Annotated in this window: 17 protein-coding genes and 1 tRNA gene; 13 read left to right on the forward strand and 5 right to left on the reverse strand. The window is 68.8% G+C overall.

The annotated features are described in order from the left end of the window. The first annotated feature begins 42 nt into the window (after positions 1-42). The 8 genes from WKH84_RS09395 (at position 43) to WKH84_RS09430 (ending at position 6,880) form a co-directional block, all read left to right on the forward strand. Positions 43-789, forward strand: a complete 747-nt coding sequence (locus WKH84_RS09395; protein WP_341856439.1) for a phage tail domain-containing protein — start codon at positions 43-45, stop codon at positions 787-789. Beyond that, complete coding sequence (locus WKH84_RS09400) at positions 789-1,901, forward strand: hypothetical protein (protein ID WP_341856440.1); 1,113 nt, start codon at positions 789-791, stop codon at positions 1,899-1,901. Before WKH84_RS09395 ends, WKH84_RS09400 begins: the two co-directional genes overlap by 1 nt. Continuing rightward, on the forward strand, positions 1,898-2,857 hold the full coding sequence (locus WKH84_RS09405; protein ID WP_341856441.1) for a hypothetical protein: 960 nt from the start codon (positions 1,898-1,900) through the stop codon (positions 2,855-2,857). Before WKH84_RS09400 ends, WKH84_RS09405 begins: the two co-directional genes overlap by 4 nt. Then, on the forward strand, positions 2,857-3,234 hold the full coding sequence (locus tag WKH84_RS09410; RefSeq protein WP_341856442.1) for a carbohydrate-binding protein: 378 nt from the start codon (positions 2,857-2,859) through the stop codon (positions 3,232-3,234). The genes WKH84_RS09405 and WKH84_RS09410 overlap by 1 nt, the downstream gene beginning before the upstream one ends. After that, positions 3,234-4,877 (forward strand): GDSL-type esterase/lipase family protein, encoded by a 1,644-nt coding sequence (locus WKH84_RS09415; protein WP_341856443.1) that lies wholly within the window; start codon positions 3,234-3,236, stop codon positions 4,875-4,877. The genes WKH84_RS09410 and WKH84_RS09415 overlap by 1 nt, the downstream gene beginning before the upstream one ends. A gap of 121 nt (positions 4,878-4,998) precedes the next feature. Then, complete coding sequence (locus tag WKH84_RS09420) at positions 4,999-5,214, forward strand: hypothetical protein (protein ID WP_341856444.1); 216 nt, start codon at positions 4,999-5,001, stop codon at positions 5,212-5,214. Positions 5,215-5,295: 81 nt separating this feature from the next. Next, positions 5,296-6,345: a D-alanyl-D-alanine carboxypeptidase family protein gene (locus WKH84_RS09425; RefSeq protein WP_341856445.1), complete on the forward strand. Its 1,050-nt coding sequence runs from the start codon at positions 5,296-5,298 to the stop codon at positions 6,343-6,345. A 196-nt stretch (positions 6,346-6,541) separates the two neighbouring features. After that, the gene (locus tag WKH84_RS09430; protein ID WP_341856446.1) at positions 6,542-6,880 is read left to right on the forward strand and encodes a peptidoglycan-binding domain-containing protein; all 339 of its coding nucleotides are present in this window, start codon (positions 6,542-6,544) and stop codon (positions 6,878-6,880) included. Here the strand turns inward: WKH84_RS09430 and WKH84_RS09435 are convergent, their stop codons facing one another. Next, a complete protein-coding gene (locus WKH84_RS09435) occupies positions 6,881-7,693 on the reverse strand; it encodes an HNH endonuclease signature motif containing protein (RefSeq protein ID WP_341856447.1) in 813 nt (270 codons plus the stop codon). It abuts the gene before it with no gap. A gap of 107 nt (positions 7,694-7,800) precedes the next feature. On the opposite strand from WKH84_RS09435, the gene WKH84_RS09440 reads away from it, so the two are divergent. The 5 genes from WKH84_RS09440 (at position 7,801) to WKH84_RS09460 (ending at position 11,326) form a co-directional block, all read left to right on the forward strand. Further along, complete coding sequence (locus WKH84_RS09440; protein WP_341856448.1) at positions 7,801-7,989, forward strand: hypothetical protein; 189 nt, start codon at positions 7,801-7,803, stop codon at positions 7,987-7,989. Positions 7,990-8,235: 246 nt separating this feature from the next. Continuing rightward, positions 8,236-8,616 (forward strand): hypothetical protein, encoded by a 381-nt coding sequence (locus tag WKH84_RS09445; RefSeq protein WP_341856449.1) that lies wholly within the window; start codon positions 8,236-8,238, stop codon positions 8,614-8,616. Continuing rightward, a complete protein-coding gene (locus WKH84_RS09450) occupies positions 8,613-8,915 on the forward strand; it encodes a holin (protein ID WP_341856450.1) in 303 nt (100 codons plus the stop codon). Before WKH84_RS09445 ends, WKH84_RS09450 begins: the two co-directional genes overlap by 4 nt. A gap of 123 nt (positions 8,916-9,038) precedes the next feature. Then, a complete protein-coding gene (locus tag WKH84_RS09455) occupies positions 9,039-10,181 on the forward strand; it encodes a hypothetical protein (RefSeq protein ID WP_341856451.1) in 1,143 nt (380 codons plus the stop codon). A 920-nt stretch (positions 10,182-11,101) separates the two neighbouring features. Further along, positions 11,102-11,326 carry a hypothetical protein gene (locus WKH84_RS09460; protein ID WP_341856452.1) on the forward strand — a complete coding sequence of 75 codons (225 nt, stop codon included), beginning with the start codon at positions 11,102-11,104 and terminating at the stop codon, positions 11,324-11,326. Between the two features lie 59 nt (positions 11,327-11,385). On the opposite strand, the gene WKH84_RS09465 is transcribed toward WKH84_RS09460, so the two are convergent. From WKH84_RS09465 to WKH84_RS09480, 4 genes are all read right to left on the reverse strand, one after another. Further along, a tRNA-Thr gene (locus tag WKH84_RS09465) sits at positions 11,386-11,458 on the reverse strand. A 142-nt stretch (positions 11,459-11,600) separates the two neighbouring features. Continuing rightward, complete coding sequence (locus WKH84_RS09470; protein ID WP_341856453.1) at positions 11,601-13,256, reverse strand: alpha/beta hydrolase; 1,656 nt, start codon at positions 13,254-13,256, stop codon at positions 11,601-11,603. Between the two features lie 129 nt (positions 13,257-13,385). Continuing rightward, positions 13,386-13,811: a hypothetical protein gene (locus WKH84_RS09475; protein WP_341856454.1), complete on the reverse strand. Its 426-nt coding sequence runs from the start codon at positions 13,809-13,811 to the stop codon at positions 13,386-13,388. Then, complete coding sequence (locus WKH84_RS09480) at positions 13,784-14,119, reverse strand: hypothetical protein (protein ID WP_341856455.1); 336 nt, start codon at positions 14,117-14,119, stop codon at positions 13,784-13,786. Before WKH84_RS09480 ends, WKH84_RS09475 begins: the two co-directional genes overlap by 28 nt. Between the last annotated feature and the right edge of the window lie 202 nt (positions 14,120-14,321).

Consider the following 14,321-nt stretch of genomic DNA (forward strand, 5'->3'; position numbering starts at 1 on the left):
GCTCGCATCTGTATGGCGGCGACGGGTCTGGGTCTCGCCCCCGTGGACATCGCGTCGACGGATCGGATCACCGGGGACGGAAGCATCGTGCGCGGTGTCCGGTATGGGGCGCGGGAGGTGTACCTCCCTCTCCTGATGGAGTCGGACTCGGTCGCGGGCCTGTCCCGGATGCGACGGGAGCTGAACAGGCTTCTCGCGCCCCACCTCGGGCCGGTCGAGATCCGGATCGAGGACCCCGCAACGGGCACGGACAGGATGATCCGCGGCTACTACCGGGAGGGGCTGGACGGGGACTTCGGTGACGGGTTCCACGGGTCGTGGCAGACGCTCGGGCTGACGTTCGAGTGTCCGGATCCGTGGTGGCTGGGGCCGGAGCAGACGGTGGAGCTCCGGGTGAACCCGGGTTCGAAGCCGTTCCTGTCCGACACGGTGCCGTTCTTCCCGGTGATCCTGGCGCAGTCGACGGTGCAGGGCCGGTTCGACGTGACGATCGAGGGTGACGGCCCGGTGTGGCCGGCGTGGGAGGTGCTGGGTCCGGGAACGGATCTGGTGATCGCACGCGGCACGGACCGGATCGAGATCGCAGGGACCTTCTCCCCGACCTCGCCGGTGCTGATCGATACGGCGGCGGGCCGGATCACCCCTGACCGGTGGGCGGACACGAGCCTGCGTTCGCGGCTGTTCTCTCTGGATCCGGGGCAGCAGTCGCTCACGGTCACGCTCGTGTCGGCGACTCCGGCGACGCTCGTCCGGCTCACGTATCGCGAGCGCTACCTCGAGGGGGTCTGATGTCGCTGGTCGTTTGGGCGGTCGACCCTCAGCGGGTGCGGCGCGGGCATCTTGTCGTCACGGAGTGCACTGCGGTCCTGCGGGACGCGGATGTGGGCACGTTCCAGGTCACGGTCCCCTCGCACGATCCGCTGTCTCAGCGGGTCGGGCCGGGCTGGCGGGTCATCATCCAGGACTCCGGGGTGACGGTCCTGTCGGGTCCGCTGACGGAGATCAGCGAGGACACGCAGTCCCGGGACCGGACCCTGACCGGGGAGTCGGACCTCGTGCATGTGCGTGACCGGCTCCTTCTCGGCGACCCTACGAAGGTCTGGACGCAGCAGACGGCCGAGGGGAAGTACACCCGGTCCGGTCCTGCTGAGACGGTGATCCGCGACATCGTGAACGCGAACGTCGGCACGGGCGCGGTCACGGCGCGCCGGCAGGACGGGTTCACGGTGGCCACCTCGCAGGGTCGAGGCAAGACGGTGAAGGTCAACGACCGCGACAAGCCGATCCTCGACGTGATCAAGCCGCTCGCCCGGACGGGCGGCGTCACATTCGATGCGGTGCAGGAGGACGACAACCGGATCGTGTTCCGGTTCCGCACCCCCACCGACAGGTCCCGCGGCGTGCGGTTCACGGAGCAGAACGGTGGCCTCGACGAGGGGTCCTACGTCATGTCCGCCCCGACCGTGAACGCCGCGATGGCGGCAGGGCAGGGCACGGGGACCTACCTGAACCGGCGCGAGTACATCCGCGCCACGTCGTGGGGCCGGCGGGTCGAGGAGTTCGTGGATCAGACGTCCACGGATGACGACCCGGAGATCAAGCAGGCGACGGATGAGCCGCTGGACGAGGGCCGCGAGGGTGCGTCCGCGTCGATCACAGCGAAGGACGTTCCCGGCCTCCGCTTCGGCACGGACTACTGGCTCGGCGACATCGTGACGGTCGAGTTCGACGGCGCGACCGTCTCCGAGCCCGTGCGGCAGGTGGAGCTCACCTGGGACGGGCACGGCCGCACGGCGGCGCTCACGCTCGGGGATCACGACTCCGCTGGCGACCGCACCCCCGCATCAGTGAAGAGGATCAAGAAGATCGAGGCGCGTCAGCGCAGTCAGGAGGTGCGGTGATGGCTGAGGAGTCTTTCCCCATGCGGGATAAGCCGATGACCGATGAGCAGTGGAAGCAGGTCACGCTCGGTATTGGTAGCGGTGTGTTGAATGAGGGTGGTGACCCGTACCGGCTCACGAACGTCAACAACGCCACTAACCAGGTCACGGTGAACGTTTCGACCCAGACGGGTCTGGCGCAGGCGATTGTGGCAGGGTTCTATCACCGTATCGACGCGGCGGTCGTGCTCGATATCCCTGCGGTGACCGCCGCTAGGACCTACTGGATCGTGCTTGAGTATTCGCCGCTTCGGTTGGAGCAGTCTGAGCCGCCTGTCCAGTTGAAGGTCGTGAAGGCCCTCGATCAGTCGCAGGGTAAGCAGTACCTCGTTCTCCACAAGATCTACCGCAAGCCGAACGAACTCCTGACGAACGCGGCTGTGTCTTCGGTGAAGCCTCGTGTTGCGCCGCTGTTGCAGGTGCGTGACGAGTCGGAGCCGCCGGAGCCGGATACGGTCATTCGTGGCACGGTCGCGGTCGTGCATGGCGACTACCCGGACATCAAGATCGCGAAGCAGGACGCGGGCCAGCCGGTTGCGTGGGTGTCGCTCCTGTCGGGGAAGTGGCAGACGCTTCCCGACCTTGCGAACACTACGAACTTCTCTGGGAGCCCGAAGCAGTTCAGGCGGGTGGGGACCACTCGTTATTTGCGAGGCCAGTTCTACCGCTCTAACGGGAGCAACACCGCATACAGCGCATCGGGCTCAGGCTATACCGTGGCGCACTTGGGTGCGACGGACCTCCCGAAGCGTGGCATGCGGTTCCCCATCGTCCCTGTTGAGCAGAGCACTGGTAATGGCGTTGACGCCGCTGGCTATATCGTGGTTTCGGCAACGAACAACGACGTCCGCCTCTATATGACCCGAGGCACGTGCGGACGAATCGACATGGGCCAGATCAGTTGGGACGTGGACTGATGCCGAGCTTTGACGACATGACGACCGACGATTTGCGGGCGGCGTGCGAGGAGATGCGGACCGAGATTGACCGTCGTGACGCCGAGGCCGAGGCGCGGGCGTCGGTCGTGGCCGCTGTGGAGGGGTATGCGGCGTTGCGTGGCGTGAGTGTCCTCGAGGCGTGGCGGGCACTTGCCCCCGAGGGGGTGCAGGTGCCCGACGATCCCGAGCCCGCCCCGGTCCCCGACGCACCTGCATACGTGCGACCGACCGGCGCGCACGATTCGTACAAGGTCGGGGATCGCGTCACTTTCCAGGGCCGCGTGTACGAGGCCGCAATCAACGCAATCGTGTGGTCGCCTCTCGCGTACCCGCAGGCTTGGAAGGAGGTCCGCTAATGGCATGGTTTGACGACTTCAACCTCCCCGGCGCGACGATTGACGGCTACTTCGGGTTCATCCAGGCTGACGGGCCCGACGATGACGACCACCCCGATGTGGCCCTCGCTAGCGGCTGGGTGACGTTCAAGGCAACAACCCCTGCCGCTCGCGTGGCAGGGGCATGGCTTGGCATCGAAGAGGTGCGCGCCCAGATTTTCGAGGGCCAAATCGTCATCTCGGAGGAGGACTCTCGCCCGGTGCGGCTCCTCGCTACCGATGCACCTATCGGGGTCGCCGATTGGGCATGGACGGCAAAGTTCGACCTGGATGGGTTCACGCTCGCGCCGCTCACGTTCAAGGCTCCCCGGGGCACGATCGTCAACCTCACCGCCGACCTGATCCCGATCAAGTCGCGACCGTATCAGATCATCGAAGGCGCGTCGATTGTTGACTCTGAGAGCGATACCGATGCGGGGCTGATCCGGTTCAAGCTGTCCGATGGCACGTACACGCGCTGGGTGCCGGGCGTCGGCGAAAAGGGCGAGAAGGGCGATCCTGGCGTCAAGGGCGACCGTGGCGACGATGGCGCGGCGGCGACTATCACGATGGGGTCGGTCACTGCGGGCGCTACTGCCGACGTGTGGATGACCGGCACGCCCCAGGCGCGTGAGCTTCACGCGGTCCTCCCCCGAGGCCAGAAGGGCGACCGGGGCGAGCAGGGCTTGCGTGGACCCGCTGGCCCGTCCGTTACCCGCACCGCGCCGGGGGTCTTCACCATTGAGGATGGTGGTCGCGTGACCGAGATTCACGCATTCGACCCCGACGACACCCCGTCCCCCGGGGCGCAGGCCGCGCTTGACGGAGTGGCCGCGACTATCCCCGATGCGACCACCGACCAGCGCGGCATGATGACCGCGCGAGCGGTGCAGGACCTTGCCCGCCTGTCCGCCGAGCCCCTGTCCCGACGGGCGCTACAGGATGCGCTCAGACAGCGGCGCACTACCGGAGTCAGCGTGATCTTTGCCGGGTCGTCCACCATCCAGGGCCACCAGGCCACATCCACGGACCGCCGCCCCGCGCAGAGGATCAGCAGCTATCTCACCTCTCGCCCCGCCCAGACCGCCGTATCCGGTAGCGCCCCGGCATCTGGGGTGCAGGTGTGGGCGTGGGGCGTCGGCGGTTCCACGAGCGCCAGCTACCTCTCTTCGTCGCACTACACGGCGGTTGGGTCGATTGGGCCGGTTCTCATGGTGCACATGATCGGCTCCAATGACTGGTCCGGTAGCCGAACCCCGGCGCAGTATGAGACTTCGATGCGTAGCCACCTATCCGCGCTCAAGGCCGCGTCCCCGGACACGGCACACCTCCTGGTTGGGCAACATCAGCGGAACAGCCCGGCGACCGGCTCGCACCCGTGGGAGGACTACACGGCGGTTCTCCGCACCCTCGCCGAGGAGGACCCCGAGCGTGTCGAGTTCCTTGACCTGTGGCCCCGGTACGCCGTGATCGGCATCCCCGGCGCGGACCCGTGGGGGTGGCTCCACAGCGACGGCATCCACCTCACCGACGGGTCCTACAAGGTTCTCGCCGACTGGCTCGCCGAGCACCTTGGTATCCCCACGCCGTCCGGCGCGCCGAGCTGTACGGGGGCACCCTCATAGGCGGGGCGAACAGGAACAGCGGCGACGTGGTCCTATCGGCCACAGTCCCAGCGAGGCCGTACCCGCGCCAGGGGGTTGTCCAGGGCACGGTCTTTACGCGGAAGCGCGCAGCGGGTCCGAGATGCGCCTCAAGGTCGGCGACGAAACACTGGTCGTCCGCCCCACGATCCCGAGCGATACGACCATCGACGGCGTCTCCCCGCCGCTTCTTCACCGGGTCATTGTCCCCGCGCACGAGGAGATGACCGTGCAGGTCATCCATGCCGTGGATGACAACGCCTATTACACGACCAACCCGGACTGGGGGAATCTCGCCGTGCACGTCGCGGCGTGCTGACCCCCGCCCTCATCTTCTGGCCTCCACGTTGCTTGTGGGGGCCGTTTTCATGCCCGGATGCCGGGCGGATCGGAGCACGACATGGCCTTCGCGAATGGCCGGATCCCGACGAAGAACCTCGCGGCGCTCCCCCTCGCGTTCAGCAACAAGCGCGAGCAGGAGCGCCTCACATCGGCGGCGTATGCGTCGCTGGTGCGGATGATGCTCCGCGCCGTCGCGGACACCGGCTCATACTTCTCGGTCTGGGACGCGTACCGGTCGCTCGACGAGCAGGTCGCGATGCTCGAGCGGAACTACACCCGCGTCTCGCGGCCGCGAGGTCCGAGCTCGGATCGCTCCTATGGCGGGTCGACGTGGGCGAAGAAGGCGGGGCGTCCGCTGACCGCGTCGCCGGGCTACTCCAACCACGGCAACGGGCTCGCCGTCGACATCCACCCCGGCCCGATCCAGGCATGGATGAAGACCAACGCGGCCCGGTTCGGGTGGGTGAACGACGTCCCCTCCGAGCCGTGGCACTGGTCCTACCTGAACCCGGGCCGGGACCAGTACCGCAGCGAGGGGCTCCCCAACGTCTCCGCGATGCAGAAGAAGCTCGGCGTCGAGGCCGACGGGAAGCCGGGCAAGGACTTCATCGCCGCGGTGAAGAAGTTCCAGAAGGCGAACGGGCTCGACGTCGACGGGAAGGCCGGCCCCTCGACGGTGAAGGCGATCCTCGCGGGAAAAGGTGAGGCCGGGCAGGTCGAGTCGTCGCCTGACCCGGTGAAGTCCCCCGACGAGACCGTGCTCGAGCTCGCCGCGCCGCCGACGGTAGAGAAGGGCAAGACCTCCCCGAACTCCCACGCGGGCCGAGTCGACCCGCGGGACGGGAAGAAGTACGGCGTCCAGCACGTCACCGTCCACTGGTGGGGCACCCCGTCAGGCCAGGCGTTCGACGGGATCGTCGCCCACCTGTGCAACAAGGCCGCTGAGGTGTCGGCGCACTACGTCATCTCGGCCTCGCGTGTGGCGCGCTCGTGGACGAGGCCGACTCGTCGTGGGCGAACGGCAACCGGACCGCGAACTTCGAGTCCATCACGATCGAGTGCGACCCGAACGACGTCGCCGGCACCCTCCCGATCCTCGCCGCGCTGATCAAGGACATCCGGTCCCGGCATGGCGACCTCCCCATCTACCCGCACTCGCACTGGGTCTCGACGATCTGCTGCGGCGACTACGAGCCACACCTCGACGCCGTCGACCAGCTCGCCCGCACCGGCAAGACCATCGTCAACACCCCGCCCGCCCCCGACACTCCGGGCGGGACGCGCCCGAAGGAAAGGACCTCCTCATGCGACTCATTGAAGCGGACGACTATCCCCTCCTCAGGACCCTCGAGCATCTCTGCTACTACGGAGACGACTCGAAGCGCGAGGCTGTCTCCGGGAAGATGCCGAACACCCTCGTGCCGGGAGAGATCTTCGGGTCCGGCAAGGCATCAGGAGCGCACGGGCTCAAGAAGTGGCAGGCGCAGATGGTGAAACGCGGCTACTCCCTCACCGTCGATGGCCGCTACGGTCCGGCGACAGAGAAGGCCGCGAAGAACCTGCAGCGACTTGCCGGTATCGCGCAGGACGGGAAGATCGGACCGGACACGTTTTACGCGGCGTACGTCCTGCCCGTGCAGTAGTCAGCGCCGCTCGGCGCGGGCCTTCGCTCGCGCCTTGGCCGCCTTGTTCCGGATGTACTGGCACTTGACGCAGGTCCGGTACTCCCGCCCGTTTCGCTTGTTGATGCGGATCCGGAATGCGCCTGGCTCGTTCATGTCGTGGCCGTTCCTGCGGCGCCCGCCGTACTTCTCGTAGAGATGGCCCGATCGGTTCCTCGTGACCATGTCGTCGCTGTTCTGCCAGTTGGTCCCCGCGCGGAGATGGCCGGGGTTGATGCAGGGCGGGTTGTCGCATTCGTGGCGGATCACGGCCCCCTGATCCAGGGGGCCGTGCGAGAGCTCGTACACCACCCTGTGGATTTTGGCGTGGCTGTACCCGTCCACTGCGGAGTTGAAGATGCCGTACCCGGAATCGGTGCGGGTCCCCCGCCATTCCCAGCAGGGAGAGAGGTCGGGGCGCACCCGGACCTCGTCCCATCCGACGCGACGGATCTTCTCCTCTACCGCCAGCTCCTGGTAGGGACGCGGGTCTCCGGTGCGGAGGAAGTTCTGGTAGTGGCGACGGCAGTAGGAGCGAGACGCTTCGAGGTCGTCGCACCCAGGCACGGCGCAGGTCGGCGGGTTCATCGCCTTCTGCTCCCTGCGCGAGTAGGGGGTGCCCGTCCGGTGGAGGCGGTTGAGGTGGACGGAGCAGTAGCCGCGCCCCGAGTGCGGGCGATCGCACCACTCGATGTCGCACTTGCGGCCCACGATCTTCACTCGCTCGTACTGGTCGATGGTGCCGTTCTTGCGCGCCTGCCGGTAGTGGACACCGCAGAGCCCACGGGCGTCCACCCGGTCAGTACAACCCTCGATTACACATGTCCGCATACCGAAAAGGATACCACTGTCATGACGTCTCATCGAGGAACTCGAAACGTCCATAAGAGGAGAGTGTCCTGATGCCGGGCACGGGGCGGCGGCGCCCGAAGCAGTGGCTCGAGGACCTCGCCCGCGCCGCCGCGTATGGCTTCTTCATCGTGTCCGGCATCGGGGCACTGCTGTTCCCGCTCCAGTCCTACGACCAGATCACCGAAGCGTTCAATATGGGGTGGGGTGTGCTGCGCAGCTCCCCGCGCTCGTCGCGATGATCGCGGTGCTCGCCGGGAAGCCTCTGCTCGAGTGGCGGGTCCTGCCCGTCATCGTGGCGGGGATCGGCCTCTACGCCGTGATCTCGTGGATCGCGTTCGGCACCCAGGTCCCCTCACACCTCGGCCGCGCCGGCGAGATCACCGGCCTGGCCCTGCTCATCGTCGCCAGGTTCTTCGCGCTCTGGCAGAAGGTCGAAGACGCGCGCGGATCGAGGCGGTGCTCTCCACCCATCGGGAGGACCATCCGTGACGCTCACCGAAGCGATCGTCGCCATCATCCTCGGCATCCTCACCCTCGCCGGCACCTGGGTCACCGCCCAGAACCGCGCGAAGGACGGGAAGCCGCCCCTCACCAACCAGCAGGTTCAGGAAGCCGAGTCGCCCGACGCTCGCGCTCTGCGGATGATGCTCGACCAGCAGGAACGGATCGACGCGCTCGAGCAGTGGCGCAAGCAGAACGAGCCCCTGCTCGCGTCGTTCCGCGAGCTCCTCATCGGCCTGGCATCGAAGCTCCGTGCCCGCATCAAGTGGCGTGCCGCCGGCGCTCCACCCCCTCCCCCGCACACCGATGAGGAGATGCTCGAGGAGATCGAGGCTCTCATCCCCACCGAGAGGCACCACCCATGATCACCACCACCTCCTTCTGGCTCGGCGCGGCCGAGCGCTCCATCAAGACGTTCTTCCAGACCTTCGTCGCCGTGGTCCTCGCGCGGCTCGGCGCGGACGCGATCGGTGCGACGGCCGGGATCCTCGACGCGGACTGGCTGACGGCCCTGTCCGTCGCCGCGCTCGCGACGGTCCTGTCCCTCGCGACCAGCATCGGCAACGCCGACTTCACCGCCGGGGTGGTCGATCCTGCGCATGGCCGGCGCGCAGACCGCGACGGCGTCCCGGATGGGAAGGACACCCCCGATGCGGACGCCTGAGTGGGCCGAGGGCCTGTCCTGGCAGTGCCGGGGCCGCACCGCGACCTACCCCTCGGAGTGGGCGCGGGACCAGTGCCAGCGCGAGCATGACGAGGATGACCGTGACGTGAGGAAGAGGTCTCGATGCTGATTACTGTGACGGGCCGGATGGTGCGGTCGCATGGGGTGGGTGAGGTGGCGCTTCCGGAGTCGGGGCGGATCACTCTCACCCCGCTGTCGCATGGTGTGTGGGATGGGGCTCTGCGTGGCCGGGATTCGGTCGTGATGCGCGTGACCGACGGCGTGGCTGTTCCGGTGGATCTGACGCCTGGGCCGTGGCGTGTGCGGGTGGAGCCGGAGCACGGCCCTGCCTGGGATTCGTGGCAGGTCGAGCTCGTCCCGGGTATGGCTGAGCCGGTGGATCTGGCGGACCTCGCCCCTGTGGTCGTGATCGATGGCGAGAAGTGGGCTACGGGTCCTGCTGGCGCGTCTGTGACGGGTGGCCGCGACAACGGCGACGGGACGGTCAGTTTCGAGCTGTCGGACGGCACGTACACCGATCCGGTGACGGTGCCGCCCGGTCCTGCTGGTCGCGGCATCGCGTCGATCAGCGACCCCGACGCCGACTCTCGCGTGACCATCACGTTCACGGACGACACGACGGCAACGGTCCAAGCGATCCGAGGCGCTCCCGGCGAGAAGGGCGACCCCGGAAAGCCTGGCGCGGATTCCACCGTGCCCGGCCCCGCGAACACCCTGAGCATCGGCACGGTGACGACGGGCGCTACCGGCTCGGCGGCGTCCGCGACCATTACCGGCACCGCCCCCGCACAAACGCTGAACCTGACCCTGCCCAGGGGCGAGCAGGGCACCCCCGGCACCGCGACACTGCCCGACACGGGGTGGCGGAACGTGACCGCACATCTCCGGCCGCCCGTTACGGGCGGCACAGTCCTAGTGCGCCGCATCGGCAATACCGTGACATGGCGATTCGTTAACATCAGCACCAGCGGAATGGGTGACATCCTCACCGACCCAAACGTGATGGGCACATTCGCCGCCGAAAGTGCGGCAGTGTGGCCCCCCCGATACGCCGCCACCCCCATTCCTGTATGGGTTCACGGCCAGGCCACGGGAGCGCCCTCCTGGATCACCGCCGCACGGAGCACGAGGTATAGCGCCGGATTTCTATCAGTGCCCGGGGCCATGAGCAACCTGCACGGCGAAGGCTCATACCTGTCCGACCGCCCCTTCCCCGTCGGGGACCTCCCCGGCACACCCGCCTAACCGAAAGGATCAGCCTCTATGGCTACCCCCACTTCTGCCGCGATTATCGCGGCGTCCCGTGACAGTGATCTACTCGCACGCATGGTCGCGCTCGGTGCCACTATCGGCCTCACGCAGGCTGATGTGGAGTCCGCGCGTACTAGGCTCGCCGCGCCGCCCGTGGACAGTGAGGGCAACACCGTCGCGTCCGTGTACGAGTACGCATCCGCCACCTACACCCCGACGCCCCGCCCTGGCGAGAACCCTCTTCGCCGTGACGGACACGCACATCCTCCACGCACTCGGCACCATCCGAGAGTGACCACAGCCCCCTCCTGACCTTCGGGTCGGGAGGGGGCTTTCGTCATGCCCGGATCCATCCCGCCCGTCCCCCGTGCTCGTTCGGCACCCCCACCCGCCCGACACACCCCAGCGTCCGCACCGTGCCGCAGGCCCGGCACCGCCATGCCGGGTGCCCGCCTCCGTCCGCGCCGGCGCGGCGGCAGAACTCCCAGCCACGCCACGCCGCCGACTCCCCGCACATGCAGGGCCCGGGCGCCGGGTAGGCCCAGCCGGCGGGCGTCTTGATCAGGTCCATGGGGAGCAGTGTGCGCCCGGGGTGGGACGAGTGGGATCCTCGGCCGATGGAGTTCTTTACCGTGAACGAGGCGGCAAGCCTACTCAAGCCGCACCCCGAGACCATCCGAATTCACTGCAAGGAAGGCAGGCTCCCAGGGGCGTTCAAGTTGGGCGGCAGGGGCCCGTGGAGGATCCCCGCAGGCGCAATCGAGGATCTGGGTAAGCCGCCAGAGCCACACCCCGTCCTAGGATTTGCTCCACGCAACAAGCGGTCGATCGCTCAGCAGGAGGCAGGAAAGAGGCGTCGCCGACGCCGGGGGCTCGGCCTACCGTGACCATACCGCCGTGCAGGAGAGGCGCCCATGCCGGATCTGAACCACATCGTCCAGCCGATCCTCGTCTACCGCCGTGACGCCGCCGCGATGCTCGCGACCAGCGAGAAGCGCGTGATCGAGCTCGTCCGAGACGGGTACCTGACTGAGCGCTACCCCGACTCGAAGCCCCGCTACCTCGTGTCCGAGCTCGAGGAGTACGCCCTCTCTCGCGCCGACCGAGAGGCGTCGACCCGCCGGATGAACACACGGTGAATACAATCGGCCCCACCCGGAGAGAACCGAGTGGGGCCGATCGGGTACTTGACCTGCGGAGCCGCCTAGGAGAATCGAACTCCTGACCTATTCATTACGAGTGAATCGCTCTACCGACTGAGCTAAGGCGGCGTCGCCGCGCACGCGCGGCGGACCGGATCACTGTACGTGACCTGGCTGGCCAGGCGCAAAGCGTCCCGGCGCGATCCGCGTCACGCTCGTCGGCACGGCCGGTCCGCGGCGGAGCGCCGAGCCGTCGACCGCCGCGCGCGCTTCAGCGGCGCAGCCCGTCCTCGGGCACGGTGCCCTCGAGGAGATAGGCGTCGACCTGCTCCTCGATGCACCCGCCCGAGCGGCCGTAGGCGGTGTGACCCTCCCCCTCGTAGGTCAGCGGCGTCGCGTCGTCGAGCCGGGAGGCGAGCTCCTCCGACCAGGCGTAGGGGGTGGCGGGATCGCCGGTGGTGCCGACGACCAGGATCGGGCCGGCGCCCTCGGCGGTGATCGGTGCGGGCTCGCGCACGGGTTCCTCGGGCCAGTGGGCGCGGCCGTCCCCGCCGAGCATCGGGCCGAAGGTCGGGAACTCCTCGGCGAGGCGCTCGGCCTCCTGCTCGACCCACTGCTCGTCGGCGACCCCGGGGTGGTCCAGGCAGTTCACGGCCGTGATCGCGAAGGCGGCGTTGGTGCGGTAGGTCCCGTCGTAGCGGCGCTCGGAGGAGAGGTCCGCGATGTACAGCAGCTGGGAGCCGTCGCCGTTCATCGCGGCGGCGAGCGCCTCGCGCCCGTACTCCCACTGCGCGTCGTCGTACAGCGGCGTCAGCACCGCGGAGCGGGCGAGGGCCCCGGTCAGCGGCCGCTCGGGGTCGCCGGTGTCCAGCGGGGTCTCGTCCACGCTCTCGAAGAAGCTCAGCAGTCGCTCCTTCGCCTCGGCCTCGTCGCCGCGGAAGGGGCAGGAGTCGCCGGCCTCGAGGCGGCGGGCCAGGAACGCCTCGGTCGCGTGCTCGAAGCCCTCGGCCTGGCCGGCGGAGAACTCGTCCATGGACATGTCGGGGTCGATCGCACCGTCCAGGACGAAGCGACCCACCCGCTCGGGGTGCGGCTCGGCGTAGCTCGCGCCGAGATAGGTGCCGTAGGAGTAGCCGAGATAGTCGAGCTCCTCGTCGCCGAGCGCCGCGCGCAAGACGTCCATGTCTCGGGCCGCGGAGTAGCTGTCGAGATAGGGCAGGACGTCGCCCGAGTTCGCCTCGCAGGCCTCGGCGACGCGCGCACCCCACTCCTCGGCGAGCGCGCTCGCATCCTCCGCGGCGGGGTCCCCGGTCGCGGCGAGGTACTCGTCGGTCTCCGCGTCGTCGAGGCACTCGATCCCCTCCGAGCGGTTCACGCCGCGGGGGTCGAAGCCGATGACGTCGTAGCTCGCACGCACCTCGGGGGAGATCAGGATCTCCGCCGACGGCAGGAAGTTCACGCCCGAGCCGCCGGGGCCGCCCGGGTTGGTCACCAGCGAGCCCTTCGACTCGCCGTCGGCGGCGAGGCGGCCGACGGCGATCTCGATGTCCCCGGCCTCGGGGTCGTTCCAGACCAGCGGCACCGTGATCGTCCCGCACTCGGCGCCCTCGGCGTCCACGTCCTCGCAGGGGCCCCACTCGATCCGCTGCGAGTAGTAGGCCTCGTAGGCGGGGTCCTCGGCCGGGTCCGTCGGCAGGTCGACCGCCGCGGAGGTCCCGGTCTCCTCGAGCGCCGGGCCCTCGTCGGCGGAGTCCTCCCCCGCGCCGCCGGCCTCGCCCGAGCCGCCGGAGTCGCTCGCCTCGCCGCCGGCCGGGGCGTCCTCCTCCGGAGCCGCTCCCTCCGTGCACCCCGCCAGGAGCATCGTCGCGACGGCCGCCGCGGCGGCGAGACGGGCGAGGGGGCGTCGAGTGCCGGGGAGGGGCATCATGCGGGGTCCTTGTCCATGGGGGAAGCATCCGTGGGGCCCGGCCATCCTAGGACGCTTCCCCGCCGATCTCCCGACGTCAGGGCCCCGTCATCGTCCGCAGGGCGTCCGGCCCCGGCGGAGCGTCCTCCCTCAGCCGATCTCGCGGTGGCGCCACCTCTGCGTCCCGAGCGCGGCGGGGAGCAGGACGAGCAGGACCAGCGGCAGCAGCTCGAACGCGCCGGCCTCCCCGTCCGCCAGGGCGAGCGAGGCACCGGAGAGGTCCACCGCGGCGATGACGTCGGCCAGAGTCTGCGAGCCGAAGGCCATGGCCAGGTTCGAGGCGGTCCCGATGACGAAGGGGATGCCGATCGCAGCGACCAGCCCCAGCACGGTGGACTGCATCAGCATGCCCATCGCGAGGGAGAACAGGAAGGTCGCACCGAGGTTCGCGAGTCGCGTGGTCAGCACCCCCTCGATGCTCGAGAGCACCGCCCCCTCGCCGATCAGCTCCCCGCCGATCCAGGTGCTCGCGGCGGCCAGACAGATGCTCACCGCCCCCAGTGCGACGAACACCACCAGCGCCGCGATCGCCTTGGAGGCCAGGACGGCGAGCCGCCCCGGGCGCGCAGGAGGGTGATCTGGATCGAGCCGTCGGACCACTCCCCCGCCGTGATCCACACGGTCAGCGCAGGGATGATCAGGGTCAGCGGCGGCGAGATCACGAAGAAGGTCATCTCGAGATCGGCGGAGCCGTCGGGGACGAGCGCGGGCTGGATCAGGCCGCCGAGCGCGGCGAAGCCGGCCACGGCGAGCAGGGACAGGGTCAGCAGGATCTTCGCGCCTCGGGTGTCGAGGAAGGCGCGCAGGTCGATGTCAGGTCGCACGGGAGTCTCCTGGCGGTCGGAGGGCGGAGGTCAGAGGGCGGGGGCGGGTTCGTCGGCGGAGGGCTCCTCGTGCCCGGTCAGCGCGAAGAACACCTCCTCCAGGCCGGTGCCGGCGCCCGCACCGAGAGAGGTGAGCACGAGCGCTCGCGCAGGGCGAGACGGCCCATGTCCTCGGGGGCGAGGCTGACGGCGAGCTCGCCGC

This window comes from Brachybacterium sp. GPGPB12 (assembly GCF_038396325.1).
GTDB lineage: Bacteria > Actinomycetota > Actinomycetes > Actinomycetales > Dermabacteraceae > Brachybacterium > Brachybacterium conglomeratum.

What these genes read in the sequence shown, in the direction of transcription:
- WKH84_RS09400 (WP_341856440.1), top strand. Translation starts at nt 789, where the DNA reads ATGTCGCTGGTCGTTTGGGCGGTCGACCCTCAGCGGGTGCGGCGCGGG.
- WKH84_RS09410 (WP_341856442.1), top strand. Translation starts at nt 2,857, where the DNA reads ATGCCGAGCTTTGACGACATGACGACCGACGATTTGCGGGCGGCGTGC.
- WKH84_RS09415 (WP_341856443.1), top strand. Translation starts at nt 3,234, where the DNA reads ATGGCATGGTTTGACGACTTCAACCTCCCCGGCGCGACGATTGACGGC.
- WKH84_RS09420 (WP_341856444.1), top strand. Translation starts at nt 4,999, where the DNA reads ATGCGCCTCAAGGTCGGCGACGAAACACTGGTCGTCCGCCCCACGATC.
- WKH84_RS09425 (WP_341856445.1), top strand. Translation starts at nt 5,296, where the DNA reads ATGGCCTTCGCGAATGGCCGGATCCCGACGAAGAACCTCGCGGCGCTC.
- WKH84_RS09430 (WP_341856446.1), top strand. Translation starts at nt 6,542, where the DNA reads ATGCGACTCATTGAAGCGGACGACTATCCCCTCCTCAGGACCCTCGAG.
- WKH84_RS09440 (WP_341856448.1), top strand. Translation starts at nt 7,801, where the DNA reads ATGCCGGGCACGGGGCGGCGGCGCCCGAAGCAGTGGCTCGAGGACCTC.
- WKH84_RS09450 (WP_341856450.1), top strand. Translation starts at nt 8,613, where the DNA reads ATGATCACCACCACCTCCTTCTGGCTCGGCGCGGCCGAGCGCTCCATC.
- WKH84_RS09455 (WP_341856451.1), top strand. Translation starts at nt 9,039, where the DNA reads ATGCTGATTACTGTGACGGGCCGGATGGTGCGGTCGCATGGGGTGGGT.
- WKH84_RS09460 (WP_341856452.1), top strand. Translation starts at nt 11,102, where the DNA reads ATGCCGGATCTGAACCACATCGTCCAGCCGATCCTCGTCTACCGCCGT.
- WKH84_RS09470 (WP_341856453.1), bottom strand. Translation starts at nt 13,256, where the DNA reads ATGATGCCCCTCCCCGGCACTCGACGCCCCCTCGCCCGTCTCGCCGCC.